Origin of the sequence: Nonomuraea sp. NPDC050540 (assembly GCF_044457485.1) — a bacterium.
Taxonomy (GTDB): Bacteria; Actinomycetota; Actinomycetes; order Streptosporangiales; family Streptosporangiaceae; genus Nonomuraea.
Genome location: NZ_JBITHA010000002.1, coordinates 781,221 through 799,910 on the forward strand (window position 1 = coordinate 781,221; position 18,690 = coordinate 799,910).

Here is an 18,690-nt window from a genome sequence, read left to right on the forward strand (position 1 = left end):
TTCTCAGATGAACTTCTTGGACGCGAGGAAGTCGGCGGCCTTCGCGCCACCGTCGCCCTCGTCCTTGACGATCGTGCCGGCCGCGCGGGGCGGGGCCGCGGCGAAGTCCACGACCTCCGACCAGGCGGCGCCGAGGCCGACCTGACCCGCGTCGGCGGAGATGTCGGCCACGCCGAGCGTCTCGACCGGCTTCTTCTTGGCCGCCATGATGCCCTTGAAGGACGGGTAACGCGGCTCGTTGATCTTCTCGACGACGGAGACGACGGCCGGCAGCGTGGCCTCGACCTTGTCGTAGCCGTAGTCGGTCAGGCGCTGGATCGTGATCGAGGAGCCCTCGACGTCGACCTTGTTGGCCAGCGTGAGCTGCGGCGCGCCCAGGCGCTCCGCCAGCATCGCGGGCAGCACGCCGGTACGCGCGTCGGTGGACTCGGAGCCGAGGATGACCAGGTCGAACCCGATCTTCTTCAGCGCCTGGGCCATCGCGTAGGAGGTCGAGAGCGCGTCCGAGCCTCGCAGGGCGTCGTCGGTCAGGTGGACCGCCTTGTCGGCGCCCATGGCCAGGGCCTTGCGGATGGTCTCGGTGGCCTTGCCGGGGCCCATGGTGAGGACGGTGACCTCACCGCCATGGGCCTCCTTGAGTTTCAGCGCCTCCTCGACCGCATACTCGTCAAGCTCGTTCACCACGCCGTCGACGGCGTCACGGTCGAGCGTCTTGTCATCGGACCGCAGCTTGCGCTCGGTCGCCGTGTCGGGAACCTGCTTCACGCAGACGACGATGTTCATGGCCGGTGGCCGACCTCCCGTTTTCGCCGGATAGCTCGGTAGAAAGCTCGTGCGGTGTCCAGAGTGCCAGGTGCCAGGGGTGGACCGCGTCGGCGGGTCACCCCTCGTCCCTGGCTCGCTATGTTACCCATGAGTAGCTTGAGGGCAAACTCGCAGGTGGCCCCAGCTTACCGAACTTTGTTCCAGAGTTGGGGTGTGATCAGGCCGACATGAGGAAGACCACACCGGCCACCAGCGCGGTCCCGGCGAACAGCGCCAGAGTGATCGGGCTGAAGAACGTGCTCAGCCCGAACCACAGCGCCCCCGTCCCCGCGAACGTCGCCAGGTCGGCCACGATCCTGCGGTTCCTGAACGGCCGCCGCGAGGCCAGCGCCACTCCTGCGTCGGCCACGATCGCCAGCGCGAAGGCCGACAGCAGGAACAGCGACACCTCGGGCAGCGGCTCGCGTGCCGCCGCGGCCAGCAGCGACACGAACAGCCCCGACCCGATCACCCACCGCCTGCGCACCTTCTCCCGGTGCAGCGCGCGCTCCAGATCCACGTCCCGCCGGGCGCCGGGCCGCCATTCGCGGGTGGGCTCGGCGTGCGGATCGGCCACCAGGACCGGCGGCTGTGCCGTACCGGGGGAAGGCCCGCGGCTGTGGCCGCCGCGCGGGGCCGGTGTGGCGCCCAGCACCGCGCAGACCCGCGCGGCCGTCGGCCGCGCGGCGGGCTCACGCTCCAGGCACTCGCGCAGGAGCGGGGCCAGCCACTCCGGCACGCCGTCGAGGTCGGGCTCGTGATGGACCACCCGGTAGGCGACCGCGGAGGCGGGCCCCTTCCCGTACGGCTCCCGCCCCGTGGCGGCATAGGCCATGGTGGCGCCGAAGGAGAACACATCGGCCTCCATCCCCGCCTCCCGCCCCTCCAGCAGTTCCGGCGCGAGATAGCCGGGCGTCCCGATCACCGCGCCCGAGGCGGTCACCGACAGGGAGTCGAGCGCGAGCGCGATCCCGAAGTCGATCACCACCGGCTCGCCGTCGGCCATCATCACGTTGGCCGGTTTGAGGTCTCGATGGGTCACGCCCGCCTCGTGCATCGCCGACAGCGCCTCGGCCAGCCCGGAAGCCAGCAGCCGCAGATCGGCGACCGGCACCGTGACGGCGGAGAGCGGCTTGCCCTGCACATACCTGGTCACCAGGTAGGGCCGTTCGCCGTCCAAGGAGGCGTCCAGCACCTCGGCCACCCGCGCCCCGCGCACCCGGCGCATCGTCTCGACCTCACGCGCCAGCCTGGTCAGAGCGGCATCGTCGGCGGCCACGTGCGGATGCAGAATCTTGACCGCCACCGTCCGGCCCTCGGCGTCGAGCGCGAGATGCACCTCGCCGAACCCGCCCGCGCCGAGCCGGGACAGCAACCGGTACGGCCCCAGCTGCTCGCTCATACCCATCCTTTCCCCCGGTGGCAGGGACGGGACACTCAGGACCAGGGTGACAAGAATCCCAGCCCGGACTTCTTGAGCAGGTCGTCGGCCAGGCCGGTGAGGAGGCTGACGGCACCGTCCTGGGCTTGGGCGGTCAGGCGGTCGATGACTTCGGAGGGAGGCTCCCAGGGGGTCCAGACGGTCTTCTGGCTGAAGGCGAACAACACCGCCAGCAGGGTCAGGGTGCCGACGGCCACCGTGGCGACCAGGGCGGCGCCCGGCGTGCGCAGCACGCTCGTCAGGCTGCGGGTCACGGCCTTGCGCGGAGCGCCACCGCCGGGCAGGACGAACAGGCCGAGCGTGAAGGCCCCGGCGGCGTAGGCGGCGGCCCCGTTGATGCTCATGCCGCCGCCCCAGCGCAGGATGCCCCAGACGATCGCGCCGAAGGCCAGGGCGAGCGGCACGTGCACGAGGGTCATCAGGGCGGCCTTCACCAGCGCCCACGGGGTGCCGACGATCGCCAGCAACGCGTCGGCGGAGCTGCCTCCCCCGCGCGCGCGTCGCCGGTTCACCATCTCGCCGAACAGGTACTCGCCGACGCGCAGCACGACCGCGAGCGCGATGGCGACCGCGCCGACGGTGACCGGGACCATGACCGTCATCGCGGTCAGCCCCACGAGCAGCAGGAACCCGACGAGCTGGCTGCCGACGACGAAGCGCTTGCGCTCCCCCGGCGGCGTGTACGGCCTGGCCTGCGTCTGCGGCGCGGGCGGCGGCGTATAGGGACGCACCTGAGGCGGCGCCGGGTATCCGGCCACCCGCTGGTCGGTGCGCGGCAGCGGCGCGGGCACGTACGGCGGCGGCGTGGGGTTGCGCGGCGCGGGCGGCGGCTTCTCCACCCGCTGCTTCTCCACCCTCGGCGGCTTGGAGTACTCGACCGGCGGCAGCAGGTCGGAGTAGTTGTCGCCGGCCGGCAGCACACGCGTGCCCGACGAGGGCGGCGGCGTGGTGGGTACCTCGTGGAAGGCGGTCCTGGTCGGGTCGAGCTGCCTGGCCATCCGCAGGAGTTCCTGGGCGCCGGGCCGCGAGCGGGCGTCGACCTGGAGGGCACGGCTCAGCCAGCCGCGCAGCCACATCGGCGCCTTGTCGAGCTGGGCCCGGCCTTCCATGATGTTGAAGCAGACCGCCTCGAACGTGCCCGTGCCGAACGGCGGCGCGCCCGTGGCGGCGAAGAAGACGGTGGAGGCCAGCGCGTGCACGTCGGCCGCCTGGGTGATCTCCGAGTCGCGGATGATCTCGGGAGCCAGATAGCCCGGCGTGCCGACGAACATCCCGGTCTGGGTCAGCCGCGTGGCGTTGACCAGGTGCGCGATGCCGAAGTCGATGACCAGCGGCTCCCCGCCCACGAGCATGACGTTGGAGGGCTTGAAGTCGCGGTGGATCACGTCGGCGGCGTGGATGGCCACGAGCGCCTGGCAGAGCCCGCGCGCCAGCCGTACCAGCTCGTAGTCACGCAGCGCCCCGTCGGCGAGGACGGTGTCCTCCAGCGTGCGGCCCGGCGCGAACCGGGTCACGACGTACGGCTGACCGCCCACGAGCTCGGCGTCGAGCACCTCGGCCACGTGCGAACTGCGCACGCGCCGCATGGTCTCGACCTCGCGGGTGAGCCGGTCGCGCGCCTTGAGGTCGGCGGCGACATGCGGGTGCAGGACTTTGACGGCCACCTGGCCGCCGTCGGCGTCCATGCCCAGGTGGACCACGCCCATGCCACCCTCGCCGATCTTCCTGACCAGCCGGTACGGCCCGAGCCGCTCTGGAACCTGCGTGTTCATCGCCTGGCTCCCTGCATCATCCCCCCGACTTCGACAGTTTCCCGAGCTGATCTTCCAGCTGCGAGACGTTCACTGGTGTCCATACTGCGCGCAAATTCGGCGACGTGCCGAACGTACCGATGGCGAGCACCAGTGAAAGCGCGGCGCCCGCCGCGAGCACCCCGGCCATCACCATGGCCGCTGTCCTTGAGGGTACGAGGGATGAGAGGGTCCTGCGCATCTGGCGGCCAGGTCCCTCGACGCCGGGACCGGCGCAAATGGTCCAGATGGCGACGGCCGCGCCCCAGGCCAGAGCGTTCGCCGGCACACTCCTGCCCAGCACTGTGAGCAGGAGGGTGACCGGCAGCCCGAGGATGGCGGCGTACAGGACCAGCGCCAGCGTGATCCCCGCCGACTTGACCAGCGCCTTCGGGTGGCTGAAGACGCGCAGCACGTCGAGCGCGGCGGCGCCGGTGGAGCGGCGCGCGCTCAGCTCGGGCTGGGCCAGGTCCGCGGCGCGCAGGAGCAGGGCGGCCGGGAGCGCCACCAGGGCCACGAGGACCGGGGCGATCGCGGCCAGGACGATCATGATGATCAGGAGCATCGCGCCGGCCACGCCGTACGCGCGGGACCGCTGCAGGAGCTGTCCCGGCCGCATTCCCGGGATGTACGGCTCGCGGCGCGTGGCCGGGTCCTGCGGGTACTGCTGCTGATGCGGCGGCGCCTGCACCGGAACGTAGGGCGGCGGCTCGGAGCGCACCCGCGTGGTCGGCACGTCGCCCTCGCGCGGAGGGGGCGGGTAGCTGTTGTGCCAGCCCTGCTGACCCGGCCACGGCACGCTGGGGGCGCCGCCGCCGTCCTGCATCTGGCGCAGCTCTTCCGGGGTGACTCTGCGGGTGGGCCACGGGTCGCCCTGGGCGGGAGTCTGCTGGTAGCCGGGCGGCCTGGCGTGCTGGTCGGAGTGCGCGGGGCCGGCCGGGGGCGCTCCGTGCTGCGGCGGCCCCTGCGCTCCCGACGCGGCGTGCGGGGGCGGCTGGCCGTGCTGGGGATGCGTGGTGACGTGCTGACCCTGGCCGCTCTGGCCCTGGCGTGGGCCCGAGGGGGACGGCGGGGCCTGGCCCTGCTGGGGACCCGAGGTGGCGGGCGGGGCCTGGCCGCCGTTCTGGGGGCCGTTGGGGAGCAGGGAGACGTACTGCTGAGGCGGCTGGGCCGGGGCCTGGGAGTCGCCGGTGCGGTCCGTGCGGGGGACGGTGGAGATCTCGTCGGGGATGGACCTGGCCGACTTGGGCAGCAGCCGCGCGGTCTGCTCCGCCAGCTCGGCCGCCTTGGGCCGCCGGGCGGGGTTGCGCTGGAAGGCCGCCTTCAGCAGCGGCTGCAGCACCGCCGGGGCCGCGCTGACGTCGGCCTTGCCCGCGGTGATGTTGTAGAAGATCATCTCCAGCGTGCCCTTGCCGAAGGGCGGCAGGCCGGTGCCGGCGAAGAGCAGCGTGCCCGCCCAGGCGTGCACGTCGACCTCCGGCCCCGCCTCCTGGCCCTCGATGATCTCGGGCGCGAGGTAGCCGGGCGTGCCGATGAACATGCCGGTCTGGGTCAGCCGGGTGGCGTCGACCGCCTGGGCGATGCCGAAGTCGATCAGCACCGGCTGGCCGTCGAGGATGAGCACGTTGCCCGGCTTGAGGTCGCGGTGGATCACGCCCACGGAGTGGACGGCGGACAGCGCGGAGGCCACGCCGTGCGCGACCGCGAGCAGCGCGGGCAGCTCCAGCGGGCCGTCGTCCCTGACGATCTCGTCGAGGGCGCGCCCGGCCACGTACCGGGTGACGATGTACGGCCGATGACCGGTGACGTCGGCGTCGACCACCTCGGCGATGTACTTGCTGCGCACCCGCCGCATCGTCTCGACCTCGCGCGAGAGCCGCCGCCTGGCGACCTCGTCGCCGGCGACCTCCGCACGCAGGACCTTGACCGCCACCTGCCGACCATGCTGATCGACAGCGAGGTGGACAACACCCATTCCGCCTTCACCGAGCCGCCTGAGCAGCCGGTAAGGGCCAAGTCGGTCATCGTTCATGGCATGAAGCACCATACCGGCTTAATCCCCGCCCACGAGATGAACCATGGGGCCACATTCCCACTCGTACAACGTCCGGATCAGCCCCATCGGTTTCCCATCCAACGGTCTCGAATACGTCTCAATGTCTAATGGTCGCGTCCGCTCTAGTGGCCAGGTCGAGAACCTCAGCCCCCTTGAGCCCGGCCAGCAGTGCCCCGGAAACGGCGAGCTTGGACCTGCGCACGCCGCTCCCGATGACGACCCTGTTATGCGATGCCACGTTCGAATCAACCAGGATAGGCCAGTCCGCCGGCAGTCCGAGCGGGGTGATGCCTCCGTACTCCATGCCGGTCAGCTCGACCGCCTCGGTCATCGGCGCGAAGCTGGACTTGCGGACGTCGAGGTGCTTGCGGATCACGCCGTTGACGTCGGCCCGCATGGTCGCCAGCACCATGCACGCCGCGTACCGCACCTCACCGCCCCGCTTTCCCGCCACGATCACGCAGTTGGCCGACTCGTCGAGTGCCACGCCGTACTTCTCACAGAACGCGGCGGTGTCGGCCAGGCCGGGGTCGATCGCGGCCACGTGGACGTCGTCGTCGGCGAGCGCGCGCACCGCCTCGGCCACCGGGCCGGCGAGGAGCTCGGTGTGTGTCGCCGCAGGCTGCCAGTGCAAAGTCTCTTCCATCCTCAGGACCTTACGCCCGCCGTCACTAGGGTGACTGCAGCACTCGTTGATGCAGCTGCGTGACGGCGTTGCGCGCGGACTCCATGGCCCCCGCCTGCCAGGCGATCAGGTGGGTGAGCCAGTCACCCGCGAAGTAGACCCTTCCGCTGGGGCGTTGCAGAAGAGTGAAGGACGAATCAAAGGCGGGCCAGCGGGCCCATCCGCCCTGGATGTGCGGCTGGCGTTCCCAGGCGACGGAGACGTCGGACAGCAGCTCCGCCCGGTACTTCTCGCCGTGGATCTTCTTGCCCTGGGTGAGTGCCCGGCGGCGGCGGTCCTCGGGGGTCAGGGCGCCGTACAGCTCGGCGTGCTCGTCGCTGGCGTAGTAGCCGACGATGAGGCCGCGCTGGGAGTGGTAGCCGTGGGAGGGGTACCAGATGTGGGTGATGTCGAGGTCGGTCTCGGTGATGCCGCCGTAGATCCGGTCGTCGATCTCCCACCAGCGCCGGCCGTACTCCAGGCCGATCTTGCCCGCCGCGACCGGGACGGGCCGCTTCAGGGCGGCCGTGACATCGGCGCCGAGGTTGTGCGTCATCTTGGCGAGGATGTGCGGCGGGAGCGTGGCCAGGCAGTAGTCGGCGGTGAGGGCGCCGCCGTTCCAGGTGACCTGGACGTCCTTCTCGCGGGTGGCGACCTCGGTGACCTGGACGCCGGTCCTGATGCGTTCGGGGCCGACGGCGGCGGTCAGGGCCTTGACGATGGCGTCCATGCCGCCGACCGGCTGGAACATGGGGGTGGCCTGTTCGTAGCCGAAGTCGTTGGTGATGGCGCGGCCGGTGGCGGCGGCGAGGACCTGGTGGAGCGACCCGGGCGGATCGAGCCGGATGCCGTTCTGGGTGGCCGGATATTTCACGAATCCGCGGCGGGCGGAGCCGTTGTAGTCGTAGGCCGGGCCGAGGTCGCCGAAGCGGCGCAGGAACTCCAGCAGCCGTTCCTTGTCGTCCTTGGTGAGCTTGCGGTTGAGCTGGCCGACATTCGTGGCTTTGGCGAGGAGTTCGGCGATATATCCGTACATGTCGGCTCGGGCGGCCTTCGCCCGGACCGTCCGCCCGTTGGTGTGCACGAACGCGTTGGCGTTGTTGTTGATGAACGCCTCGATCGGAATGCCCAGCTCACGGCAGTAGTCCATGGTGACCATCCACGGCGCGATCCGCCCGGGTCCGGCGTTGAAGTACACGCCCTCCCCGAACCGCACGTCCTGCGCGGGCCCGCTCGTCTCGGTCAGCCGGTCGCCGCCGCGCAGCGTCAGGTTCCGCCCGCCGGCCTGCGCCCGCGCCTCCAGCAGCGTGCAGTCGTAGCCGGCCTTGCCCAGCTCGTACGCGGCCGTCAGCCCCGCGACCCCCGCCCCGATGATCACCACCTTGGCCGAGGCCTTGCCGCGCAACGTGAAGTCGCCCGGAGACGGCGGTGTGAACGCCTTCTCCTGTTCGTCGGGCGCCAGCCCCAGCGCCCCCATCGCCGCGTACATCGCCCCCGCTCCCCCGGCCGCGCCGATCCCGACCAGGAGCCCGCGCCGGGTGACCGTATTCATCCGTAAGGGCCGCTTCCGCAGGCGACCTGACCGCCGATGGTCGCGAACAACCCGAACAGCGCCATGATCTGGGTGAAGTCGTCGGTCGTGAACTCGATGTGGCGCGTCCCCGCCGCCTTCACACCCGGGATCAGCGCCACCGCCGCCGCGATGGCGGTGGAGTTCCACTCCACTCCCAGCGTGTACGGCGCCGCCACCGCATAGGGCGTGAAGTCCGCGACCCGGTTCAGCGCCCGCTCCGTCGCCTCGCGGATCCTGGCCTGGGCCACACTCGGCGGCAGCAGTTCGGCGGAGAACTTGTCGATGCCCTTCTTGACCGCGACCGTCTCGACGTCGCCGAGCAGCTCGCGGGCCTCCTCGCCGACCGCCTCGTCCCCGGCGACCAGCACGACCGGCACCCCGTGGAACCCGGCGCACGCGGCCACGATCCTGGTCTCGCCGCAGACCTCGCCGTTGAGGTAGACGTTCTGGATCTCCTTGCCCATCCACGTGTGGTTGAGCACCCCGTGCGGCACCCCGGCCATGGCGTGGTAGCCGACGAAGCAGGCGGCCTGGAAGGAGGCGTCGAGTCCCTGGGCCATCCGCTGCGACTTGCCCGGCCCTCTGATGAGCGTGGCGCGCGGGTCGAGCAGGTCGATCCGCAGGTTCTTCGTGGAGCCGTGCGCGTCGTTGACCAGCACGTTCGTCGCCCCGGCCGCGAACGCTCCCTCGATGGCCGCGTTGGCGTCGGCCGTCATGAGCTCGCAGCCGCGTTCGTAGCCGCGCTTGCCCGCGTGCATCTCCTCCGGGTCGGTCAGCCCGGTCACGCCTTCCATGTCGACCGACAGATAGACCTTCACGATCCCCATTCCTCCACGCGCCGTGCCTCGCCGGGGGTCATCAGCCCGGCGTTCTCCGCCATGAACGCACTCGCCGGCTCGCGCCACGGCTCGGGGATCTCGGCCAGGGCGGGCGGGTAGCAGCGCTCCAGCCAGCTCGTGGACTCCTCCGTGGCGTCGAAGTGGTCGAGGGCTCCGGCAAGTATGGAGCCTTCCACACGGGGGATGCGGGCCAGGCCGTACTCGATCATCTCCATGCCGCCGTAAGGCGGCTTGCGCAGCCATTTGCGCACCACGGCGCGGTCGGCGGTGAGCGGCGTGTCGAGCGGCCGCCGTTCCACGGCGGCCTGGATGATCTCCTTGTAGAAGCATTTCCCGCAGGTACGGCAGGGCCCGTCGCCGCCCTGGAGGCACCAGCGGACCTGGGCCCTGAGCGCCGAGCCGAGCGCCAGCCGCATCGTCACGGCCTCGCTGACCCCGCCGACCGGCAGCACGATGGGCACGCCCGCGGCGGCGAACAACCGGCCCCACGCCCCGTGCGGCGCCCACATCGGGTTGTCCGGCGTGAACCGCAGCAGGTACCGGTCACCGCCCAGCCATCGGGAGCCGAGTTCGTAGCCGAACGCGAGCCCGCCGAGGTCCATCCGGTCGGCGAGCAGCAGCGCGCCCGCCGCGACGGCGTGGTGCTCGGGGTATCCGGGACGCGGCTCGGCGAGCGTGAACTCCAGGTCGGAGGTGACCGTGGTCAGCTCGCGGCCGGTCTTCTTCGCCAGCTCGGCCAGCACGTCGGAGCGGTAGTGGGTCCACCGGTTGGGCACCCTCGGGTGCGGCACCCTCCTGAAGTGCACGAACGGCGCCTCGGGGAAGATCGCCGCGGCCGCGGCGGAGTCGGCGCCGCCGCTGTAGGAGATCGCCAGCGTCCGGCCCTGGCTCCTGGGCGGCCCGCCGACGGGGCCCGCCTCGATCCCCCATCCGTCGTGCAACGCCTGCGCCACCTCGGCGGAGACGGGCCGGTCGAAGGTGATCCGCCTGCGTGTCCAGGGCGCGACGACCGACCAGGCGGCCACGGCGAACAGGTCGGGGTGCGCGTCGTCCGGCACGCCGCCGAACGCGCACGAGCTGGTCCTGAGCTTGACCGGGTGCTCGTCGGCCGCCCTGCCGGTGATCTCGTCCTCGGGGTCGAGGCGGAAGGCCAGCTCGGCGCCGTCCCAGGCGACCCTCACGAGCGCTCCTTGAGCCCGTCGATCGCCTGCCAGACCAGCACCTCGTTCTGCAGGACGTGGTCGAGCGCGTCCGCCGTCTCCCTGGACAGCCGCTGCGCGTCACCGGTCCTGGAGGCGAGCTGCCTGACCTCCTCCTGGAGGGTGACGACCTCGCGCCGGAGCGTCTGGACCTCCCAGAGGGCGTCCTTGATGTCCTGGCGATGATCCGCGACCGAGATGTACCGGGAGTCGAACCAGCCACGTACCGCCCTACGCAGCCGTACAGGAACCAGGACGCGCATCATGAACCGTCACCATACCGGCATCAGCCCCCATATTCGGGTGTTCTCCCGGGCTTCTCCCAGATCACCGAATACCGGCGCAGCAGGTGGCGGCGGTACCGCGAGCCGGGCAACAGCCGCCGGGCCTTCCGCCGTACCTGCCCGTATCCCATCTGGACGGCGGCGGCGGGCATGCCCGGCGGCCCGGCGGCCCGCCGCACCTTCTTGATCAGCCATACGACGGCCAGCCCCGGGACCCTGACCAGCCAGTCCGCGAGGGTGACGTCGCGGGCCAGCCCGACCACCACCAGCCTGCCGCCGGGACGCAGCAGCTCCCGCATCCTGACCAGACCCGCCTCGAAGTCCATGTGGTGGATCGTGGACACCGAGCAGATGAAGTCGAACCCCTCCCGCGGCAGGTCGGCGGCGAGGAAGTCGCCCTCCAGGAGAACGACGTCCCGGCTTCCTCCGGTCCGCTCCCGGGCGCGCGCGATCATCTCCGGCGAGGTGTCCACGCCGGTGACCCGCCCGGCCTTCCCGGCCAGCTTCGCCACGAGCAGGCCGTCCCCGCAGCCCACGTCCAGCGCCTCAGCGCACCCTTGCGGCACCTCGCGCAGAATCCCGGGGTGGCGGGCGACATTGGTGTTCCAGTACGTCTCGTCCGGCACGGGGTGGCCGTCTCCTATCGGGGTGCGCGCAGGCCGTTCAAGGTGATGGCGACCAGGCGATGGACCGCGGCCTCCGACGGCATCCCGGTGGCCGCGGTGAGCGCGTGCAGGCAGTACGCGGCCAGCTCGTCCGGTGCGGCGTCGGCGCGGACGACGCCGGACTCGGCGGCATCGGCGATCAGGTCGCGGACCATGGTGTGGACGCGATGGTAGGCGCCGGCCACGTCCTGGTCGCGGTGCAATTGGGCGGCCAGACCGGTGTCCGGGCGATGGTGGGCCAGCTCGGCGCAGGCGGTCAGCACGGCTTCGAGGCGTTCGCCCGGATCGGTGGCCAGCGCACGGACCTGCTCCAGCCGCTGGAGATGGTGCTCGACGTGGCGCTGGTGCCACGCGTGCAGAATCGCCTCGATATCGGAGAAGTACTTGTACAGGGTGGCGCGTCCGATTCCGGCCTCGGCGGCGATGCTCGACATCGTCACCCCGGTGAGTCCTCGTTCGGCGACCAGGGTCGCCGTGGCGTCGAGGATCGTCTCGCGGGCGTCGCGGCGGTGCGCCTCGACGATCTCCTTCCACTGCGCGGCCATCCTCGTAGCGTACAGTCCGTAGACACAGTGTCTTGTCTGCAAACAACATGTCTCTTAGAGTGTCGCGCATGCCGAAACTTCAGGTGCCCGGCGCCGTGCTCTCGTACACGGCGACAGGGGCCGGGCAGACTCTGCTGCTGATACCCGGCGCGGGCGGCACCGGCCTCGCGTTCGCGCGGGTCGCGCGGCGGCTGGCGGCCGAATACACCGTGGTTCGTTACGCGCGTCGCGGGTTCTCCGGCAGCCGCGTCGCGGGGCCACCCGGCGAATCCCTGCCGGCCGTCGACGCGGATGACGCCGCCCGGCTGATCGAACACGTCGGCGACCGGCCCGCCGCCGTGTTCGGCGAGAGCTCGGGAGCGCTGGTGGCCTTGGAACTCCTCACCCGGCATCCCGGCCACGTGGACGCCGTCGTACCGTTCGAACCACCCGCGATGCGCCTGCTGCCCGACGGGCAGCGCTGGATCGACCTGTTCCACGACGCGTACGACACCTACCGCCGGCACGGTATGCGGCCCGCGCTGAAGTTGTTCCGCGAGAACACGTTCGCCGAGCCCGACCGCAAGGCCATGAACGCCGGCAGGGGACTCCACCTGCTCATCCCACCGATACGGGCGAACGTCGCGCACTGGTTCGAGCATGAGCTCCGGCCGTATCCCGCGGGCACGCTCGATCTGACCGCCCTGGCCGCGCTGCGCACCAAGATCATCCCAGCGGTGGGGCGGGCCTCGCGCGGGTATCCCTGCTACCGGGCGACCGTGGAACTCGCCGACCGGCTCGGCCTCCAGGTCGCGGAGTTCCCCGGCGGCCACCTGGCCCACCTCACCGAACCGGCGGCGTTCTGCCGAGAGCTCGGGCGACTGCTCACCAACCGGGTCGATGACCCCGGATAGCCCCTCGACGCGGTTTCACCGGTCTGGTAAGCCTGAGAAAGGACCCTGGACAAGCTGTCGAGGTGATCTTCGATGGGTCATGGGCGATTACGCGTACTGGCCGCAGGGGCGGTCGTTCTCGTTTCCGGGCTGAGTCTGTGCGCGGCTCCCGCCGACGCCGCCGGCCCCGTCGGGGGCAGTTCGCGTGAGGCGAGCGCCTTCGACTGCACGGTGAAGGCCGTGGTCAGCTGGAACAGGAACGCGAACAGGTACACCTACCGGGGCTTTGGATCCTGCGCCAAGACCCGCAAGATGCGCATCTGGTGTTTCCCTGTGCACCGCCACTGGAACGGCATCTCGGCGACCTGGCATTCGCACACCGGATACGAGATTCGTCAGGGGCCGAACGTCACGAGGCGTGTGGACACCGGCGGCTCGACGATCAGCGGCGGGAATGAGAACACCTACAAAATCAACTGCAAGCTCGAACTCGACGGCAGGTTCTGGCTGCGCGTGAAAGTGGAAACCGCGCCCTTCCACCTGTAGTTCAGGGCGAGCGCAGGGCCGCCAGGAGCGTGCGATGCAGGGCCGCGAGGTCGGCCGCCATGTCGATCTCCGGCTCCAGCAGCCACTGGATCTGCAGCCCGTCCAGGGCGGCGATCAGGATCCGCGCGGCCCACTCGCTGTCGACCCGACCGGCGCCGAGGCCGGGGTCGGGAGCGAGGACGGGGTCGGCCAGCGCGGCGGCGCCCTCGCGGCGGAAACGGGCGTAGCGCTCGGCGAAGAAGTCGTGTGCCGGATGTTCCGGCTCGGCGGCGGCCGCCGCCACATCGAGGAAGAGCTTGACCAGGCCCGGCGTGGAGACGTTGTCGGCCAGCATCTTCGCCCCGGCCGGGGGGTCGGTGAGAGCGCTGCCGTACATCTCGGCGCTGATCTCGTCCCTGGCCTCGAGTACGGCGGTCAGCAGACCCTCGCGGCTGCCGAAATGGTGCAGCACCCCGGTGTCGGTCATGCCGACCCGCTTGGCGATGTCGCGCACCGACACCTTGCGGCTGCCGGCCTCGGCGTAGATCTCCAGGGCGGCCCGCAGGATCTGCTCTCGCTTGGCCGAGGTCTTGGCGTACGGGCCCCGTGGTGCGCTCACGCGGAGGATTCTAGCGACACGAAACTATTGAGGTCCAAGGTTTTCGTGGTTACGCTGAGGCGCCACCACCCCCCACCTCCAAGGACCATCCATGCACCGTTCTCTTCCCGACGGCTTCCTCTGGGGAGCCTCCAGCTCCGCCCACCAGACCGAAGGCGGCAACACCAACAGCGACTGGTGGGCCATGGAGCACAGCTCCACCGGCACCGGCCACATCAAGGAACCCAGCGGCGACGCCTGCGACAGCTACCACCGCTGGCGCGAGGACATGGACCTGCTGGCCGGCCTCGGCTTCACCGACTACCGCTTCAGCATCGAATGGGCCCGCATCGAACCGGCACCGGGCGAATTCTCCAGGGCCGCACTCGACCACTACCGCCGCATGGTCGACGGCGCCCGCGAACGCGGGCTGCGGCCCATGCTGACCCTGCACCACTTCAGCACCCCGGCCTGGTTCGCCCAGCACGGCGGCTGGCCGGCGGCCGACTCCGCCGACCTGTTCGCCCGCTACGTCGAAGCCGCCGCCCCCGTGTACGCCGAAGGCGTCGAGCACGTGTGCACCATCAACGAACCCAACATGCTCGCCACCATGGCCGGCTTCATCCAGCTCCTCACCACCGGCGCCGTCATGCCCGAGGCGGGCCTGCCCGAGCCCGACCAGGCCGTCTCCCAGGCACTCGTCCGCGCCCACCGCCGCGCGGCCGAGGCGGTCAAGACCCACGCGCCCCACGTGCGGACCGGCTGGACCGTCGCCAACCAGGTCTACCAGCCGCTGCCCGGCGCGGAACACGTCGCCGCCGCCTACTCCCACCCCCGAGAAGACGTCTTCCTCCAGGCCGGGGCGGACGACGACTGGCTCGGCGTGCAGTCCTACACCCGTACCCGCATCGGCCCCGACGGCCCGCTGCCCGTGCCCCCGGACGCCGAACGCACCCTGACGGGCTGGGAGTACTACCCCGCCGCGCTCGGTCACGCCCTGCGCCACACCGCCGCCGTCGTCCCCGGCGTCCCGCTGATCGTCACCGAGAACGGCATCGCCACCGCCGACGACACCCGCCGCGTCGCCTACGCCGGCGCCGCCCTCACCGGCATGGCACAGGCGATGGCCGACGGCGTCGACGTACGCGGCTACTTCCACTGGAGCGCCCTGGACAACTACGAATGGGGCACCTACGCGCCCACCTTCGGCCTCATCCACGTCGACCGGGAAACCTTCGCCCGCACCCCCAAACCGTCGGCCGCCTGGCTCGGCGCCATCGGCCGCACCCGCGCCCTGCCGTACCAGCCATGAAGGCCGCACGCGTCACGGTCGGCGACCCGTCGCTCCAGCCCGTCGCCGACGTCGTCGCCGACCTCGCGCGCCCCCACCCGCCCCTCACCACCGACCTGCACCTGACCCTCGGCGACCTCACCCTCGCGCCGGTGGCCGCGGGCGCGCCCATCAGCGGCGGCGACGAGTGCCACCGCATCACCACCACCCCCACCGCCACCGTCTGCCGGGCCCGCACCCACCAGGGCCTGTTCCGCGCCGCCCTGCACACCAGCCTGTACGGCCCGCCGCACGCCGAGACCATCGAAGACGGACCCCGCTACGCCTGGCGCGGCCTCATGCTGGACACCGCGCGCCACTTCTGGACCGTTCCCGAGCTGCGCCAGATCATCGACCTGGCCGCCATCCACCGGCTCAACGTCCTGCACCTGCACCTCACCGACAACGAGGGCTGGCGGATCCAGATCCCCGGCCTGCCCCGCCTCACCGCCGGCACCCCGCACTACAGCACCGCCGACTACACCGAGCTGCAACGCTACGCGGCCCGGCGGCACGTCGTCATCGTTCCCGAGATCGACTTTCCCGGTCACAGCGCCGCCGCCCTGCGCGCCTACCCCGACCTGGCCGTCCTGCCCGCGCCGACCGGCTGGAGCGCCCAGTTGCCCGCCCCCGTCGCCCTCGACCCGCGCGAGGCCGCCACCCGCGACTTCGTCTCCCACGTCCTGACCGAGCTGTGCCGCATGACCGAAGGCCCCTACGTCCACTTCGGCGGCGACGAGGCCTTCGGCATGGACGGCACCCTCTACGACCAGGCCGTCGTCCTGGCCCGCGCCGTCATCCGCGCCGGCGGCAAGCAGCCGCTCGGCTGGCAGGAATCCGCACGCGCCGGCCTCGACCCCGGCGACGTCGCGCAGTGGTGGGTCGACCCCGAGATGATCGACCTGCCCACCCCCGGCGACCTCGACCGGCGCCCCGAACTCGCCGCCCTGGGCCTGACCGGCGACCTCATCGCCACCATCACCGAATTCTTCGCACCCTCCGGCGACGACCTGGCGCGCATCGTCGGGGCCGGTGGACGAGTTCTGCTGTCGCCACAGTCGCACCTCTACCTCGACCGGCCTTACGCCCCCGCGATCGTCCCGGAAGCGCAGCGGGAACGCGCCGCCGGCCTCGGATTCATCTACGAGCCCCGCACCGTCCGCGACACCGCCGGCTGGGACCCCGGCGCGTACGGGCTCGGCGACGAGCACGTGGCCGGAGTGGAGGCGGCCCTGTGGAGCGAGACCCTGCGCGGCTTCGACGACCTGACCACCATGCTCCTGCCCCGCCTGGCCACCATCGCCCGTACCGCCTGGACCGGACGGCCCACCCCCTGGAACGAAGAACGACGGCACCTGGCGGCCGACGGACGCCTGTGGGCGCAACGAGGCCTGACGTTCCTGCGCTCCACCGAAATCGACTGGACCTGAACGCCATGACGGACCACGAGACACACACCCCTGCCGTCACCCCGATGCGGCGGCTGTTCCTTTCCATTCCCTTCGCCAGCGCCGCCGCGCCCCTCGCCTACGCGGTCGCCGCCTACTACCTGCCTCTGCAGGTCCAGGCCATCGACACCGCCGCCAAGATCGAGAACCTCAGCCTCGTCCAGACCCTCAGCGCGATCGCCGCCATGCTCGCCCAGCCCGTGGTCGGCATCCTGTCCGACCGGACCCGCACGCGGCACGGCGCCCGTACCCCCTGGATGCTGGCCGGCGCCGCCATCGGCGCCGTCGGCATGGTCGTCGCGGGGTTGTCCACCGCGATCGCCCACCTCGTCGTGGCCATGATGATCCTGCAGTTCGGCTTCAACGCCTTCCAAGGTCCGCTGTCGTCGATCCTGCCCGACCGCGTCCCCACGGACCGGCGCGGCCGATTCTCCACCCTGATCGGGCTCGGCACCGTCCTGGCCGCGCTCCTCGGCCCCGTCCTCGCCTCCGCCTTCGCCGGCCGTATCCCCGTCGGCTACCTGAGCGTCGCGGGGCTCGTCCTGCTGACCATCGTGATCTTCCTCGCGCTCAACCCCGACCGCGACAACCGGCACCTCCCCAGGCCGTCGCTGCCGGCCCGCGCCCTCGCCCGCGCCTTCTGGGTCAACCCCGCACGCCACCCCGACTTCTTCTGGGCCTTCCTCGGCCGCATCCTCATCTTCGGCGGCTTCGCCATGACCAACACCTTCCAGCTGTACATCGCCCAGGACCACATCGGGCTCACCCTCGACGAGGCCGCGCGCCTGGTTCCCCTCATCGGCCTGGCGGGGCTGCCCGGCTTCCTGCTGGCCATCGGGTTGTCCGGGCCACTGTCCGACAGGCTGGGCAGGCGCAAGCCCCTCGTGCTGGCGGGCGGGCTCATCATCGCCGTCTCCGCGCTGTTTCCCGTGTTCTGGCCCACCGTGACCGGGCTGATCGTCTCCGCGGTCGTCCTGACGATCGGGTTCGGCACCTTCATCTCCGTCGACATGGCCCTGGTCTCCGAAGTGCTCCCCCACAAGGACGACTACGCCAAGGACCTCGGCGTCATCAACATCGCCGCCACCCTGCCCAGCACCGTCGCACCCGTGGCCGCCGGGACCATCGTCACCGCCTTCGGCGGCTACGGCGCCCTCTACCTGGCGGTCACCGTCGTCGCCGCGCTCGGCGCCCTCGCCGTGCTTCCGATCAGGTCGGTGCGCTGAGCCCCGCCCGGTTCTCCATCAGGATCGGCAGGTCACGCGCCTGCCGGTCACGTGGGTGGACGGCGTTGACTGGCACAGTGGACACGTGGACGGCCATCGTCCACGATCCCGGCCAGGGCCTCGCCCACACCTGATCGCGCAGACAACCATGAACCGCAGACCCGCCGACGACAGCCGCCTCTCCTTCCTGCTGGAATTCGCCCGCCACCCGATGACCGTCGGCGCCGTGACCCCGAGCAGCACCGCCCTGGCCCACGCCATCACCGCACCGATCCCGCGCACGGGCGCCCCGGTCGTCGTCGAACTCGGCGCGGGAACCGGCGCGTTCACCCAAGTGATCCAGCGACTGCTCGACGGCCGCGGCCACCACATCGCGGTGGAGAGCAACGAACAGTTCGCCCGCCGGCTGGCCGCCCGATTCCCCACCGTGGACGTCGTGGCCGGCAACGCCCGGCAACTGCCCGCCCTGCTGACCCGGCGCGGCCACCTGCCCGCGGACGTGATCGTCAGCGGCCTGCCGTGGGCCGCGTTCCCACCGGCCAAGCAGCGCGACGTCCTGGACGCCGTGGTGGGCTCACTCTCCCGGGAGGGCGCGTTCACCACGTTCGCGTACGCACACCTGCGCTGGGCCACCCCGGCACGCAGACTCCGCCGATCCCTGGAGGCGTCCTTCGAAGAAGTGGTGGTGGGCCGGACCATCTGGGCCAACATCCCCCCAGCCTTCATCTACCACTGCCGCAGACCCGCCAAGGCCCTTTGACCCCCAACCACCAGTCACCTCGACGACAGGCACACACCGACTGGCGGGACCCGGCGGCCAACCCGCGTCCA

Annotated in this window: 18 protein-coding genes; 6 read left to right on the top strand and 12 right to left on the bottom strand. The window is 71.3% G+C overall.

All coding sequences use genetic code 11. The features are described from left to right. Positions 1-3: 3 nt before the first annotated feature. The 11 genes from ACIBI5_RS09945 to ACIBI5_RS09995 form a co-directional block, all read right to left on the bottom strand. Positions 4-783, bottom strand: a complete 780-nt coding sequence (locus ACIBI5_RS09945) for an electron transfer flavoprotein subunit beta/FixA family protein (protein WP_184972740.1) — start codon at positions 781-783, stop codon at positions 4-6. 199 nt (positions 784-982) lie between these two features. Next, positions 983-2,206, bottom strand: coding sequence for a serine/threonine-protein kinase (locus ACIBI5_RS09950; protein WP_397245112.1), 1,224 nt, complete (start codon positions 2,204-2,206; stop codon positions 983-985). A gap of 35 nt (positions 2,207-2,241) precedes the next feature. Further along, positions 2,242-4,017 carry a serine/threonine-protein kinase gene (locus ACIBI5_RS09955; RefSeq protein WP_397245114.1) on the bottom strand — a complete coding sequence of 592 codons (1,776 nt, stop codon included), beginning with the start codon at positions 4,015-4,017 and terminating at the stop codon, positions 2,242-2,244. A 16-nt stretch (positions 4,018-4,033) separates the two neighbouring features. Then, entirely contained in the window at positions 4,034-6,082 is a 2,049-nt protein-coding gene (locus ACIBI5_RS09960; RefSeq protein WP_397245116.1) for a protein kinase, read from the bottom strand. A gap of 106 nt (positions 6,083-6,188) precedes the next feature. Continuing rightward, entirely contained in the window at positions 6,189-6,737 is a 549-nt protein-coding gene (locus tag ACIBI5_RS09965; RefSeq protein WP_397245118.1) for a YbaK/EbsC family protein, read from the bottom strand. Between the two features lie 25 nt (positions 6,738-6,762). Then, complete coding sequence (locus ACIBI5_RS09970; RefSeq protein ID WP_397245120.1) at positions 6,763-8,307, bottom strand: flavin monoamine oxidase family protein; 1,545 nt, start codon at positions 8,305-8,307, stop codon at positions 6,763-6,765. After that, on the bottom strand, positions 8,304-9,155 hold the full coding sequence (locus tag ACIBI5_RS09975) for a M55 family metallopeptidase (RefSeq protein WP_397245122.1): 852 nt from the start codon (positions 9,153-9,155) through the stop codon (positions 8,304-8,306). Before ACIBI5_RS09975 ends, ACIBI5_RS09970 begins: the two co-directional genes overlap by 4 nt. Beyond that, positions 9,143-10,348, bottom strand: coding sequence for a DUF6395 domain-containing protein (locus tag ACIBI5_RS09980; RefSeq protein ID WP_397245124.1), 1,206 nt, complete (start codon positions 10,346-10,348; stop codon positions 9,143-9,145). Before ACIBI5_RS09980 ends, ACIBI5_RS09975 begins: the two co-directional genes overlap by 13 nt. Next, entirely contained in the window at positions 10,345-10,632 is a 288-nt protein-coding gene (locus ACIBI5_RS09985; RefSeq protein ID WP_397245126.1) for a hypothetical protein, read from the bottom strand. Before ACIBI5_RS09985 ends, ACIBI5_RS09980 begins: the two co-directional genes overlap by 4 nt. A 20-nt stretch (positions 10,633-10,652) precedes the next feature. After that, a complete protein-coding gene (locus ACIBI5_RS09990) occupies positions 10,653-11,276 on the bottom strand; it encodes a class I SAM-dependent methyltransferase (protein ID WP_397245128.1) in 624 nt (207 codons plus the stop codon). A 14-nt stretch (positions 11,277-11,290) separates the two neighbouring features. Continuing rightward, the gene (locus tag ACIBI5_RS09995; RefSeq protein WP_397245130.1) at positions 11,291-11,860 is read right to left on the bottom strand and encodes a TetR/AcrR family transcriptional regulator; all 570 of its coding nucleotides are present in this window, start codon (positions 11,858-11,860) and stop codon (positions 11,291-11,293) included. A gap of 68 nt (positions 11,861-11,928) precedes the next feature. Here ACIBI5_RS09995 and ACIBI5_RS10000 point away from each other — a divergent pair, with 68 nt between their 5' ends. After that, a complete protein-coding gene (locus ACIBI5_RS10000; RefSeq protein WP_397245132.1) occupies positions 11,929-12,753 on the top strand; it encodes an alpha/beta fold hydrolase in 825 nt (274 codons plus the stop codon). 219 nt (positions 12,754-12,972) lie between these two features. Next, complete coding sequence (locus tag ACIBI5_RS10005) at positions 12,973-13,278, top strand: hypothetical protein (RefSeq protein ID WP_397245134.1); 306 nt, start codon at positions 12,973-12,975, stop codon at positions 13,276-13,278. 1 nt (position 13,279) lies between these two features. Here the strand turns inward: ACIBI5_RS10005 and ACIBI5_RS10010 are convergent, their stop codons facing one another. Next, complete coding sequence (locus ACIBI5_RS10010) at positions 13,280-13,876, bottom strand: TetR/AcrR family transcriptional regulator (RefSeq protein WP_397245136.1); 597 nt, start codon at positions 13,874-13,876, stop codon at positions 13,280-13,282. Positions 13,877-13,967: 91 nt separating this feature from the next. On the opposite strand from ACIBI5_RS10010, the gene ACIBI5_RS10015 reads away from it, so the two are divergent. From ACIBI5_RS10015 to ACIBI5_RS10030, 4 genes are all read left to right on the top strand, one after another. Beyond that, complete coding sequence (locus ACIBI5_RS10015; RefSeq protein ID WP_397245139.1) at positions 13,968-15,167, top strand: glycoside hydrolase family 1 protein; 1,200 nt, start codon at positions 13,968-13,970, stop codon at positions 15,165-15,167. After that, the gene (locus ACIBI5_RS10020) at positions 15,164-16,615 is read left to right on the top strand and encodes a family 20 glycosylhydrolase (RefSeq protein ID WP_397245141.1); all 1,452 of its coding nucleotides are present in this window, start codon (positions 15,164-15,166) and stop codon (positions 16,613-16,615) included. The genes ACIBI5_RS10015 and ACIBI5_RS10020 overlap by 4 nt, the downstream gene beginning before the upstream one ends. 5 nt (positions 16,616-16,620) lie before the next feature. Beyond that, complete coding sequence (locus ACIBI5_RS10025) at positions 16,621-17,859, top strand: MFS transporter (RefSeq protein ID WP_397245143.1); 1,239 nt, start codon at positions 16,621-16,623, stop codon at positions 17,857-17,859. Between the two features lie 148 nt (positions 17,860-18,007). After that, positions 18,008-18,619, top strand: a complete 612-nt coding sequence (locus tag ACIBI5_RS10030; protein WP_397245145.1) for a class I SAM-dependent methyltransferase — start codon at positions 18,008-18,010, stop codon at positions 18,617-18,619. Positions 18,620-18,690: the final 71 nt, after the last annotated feature.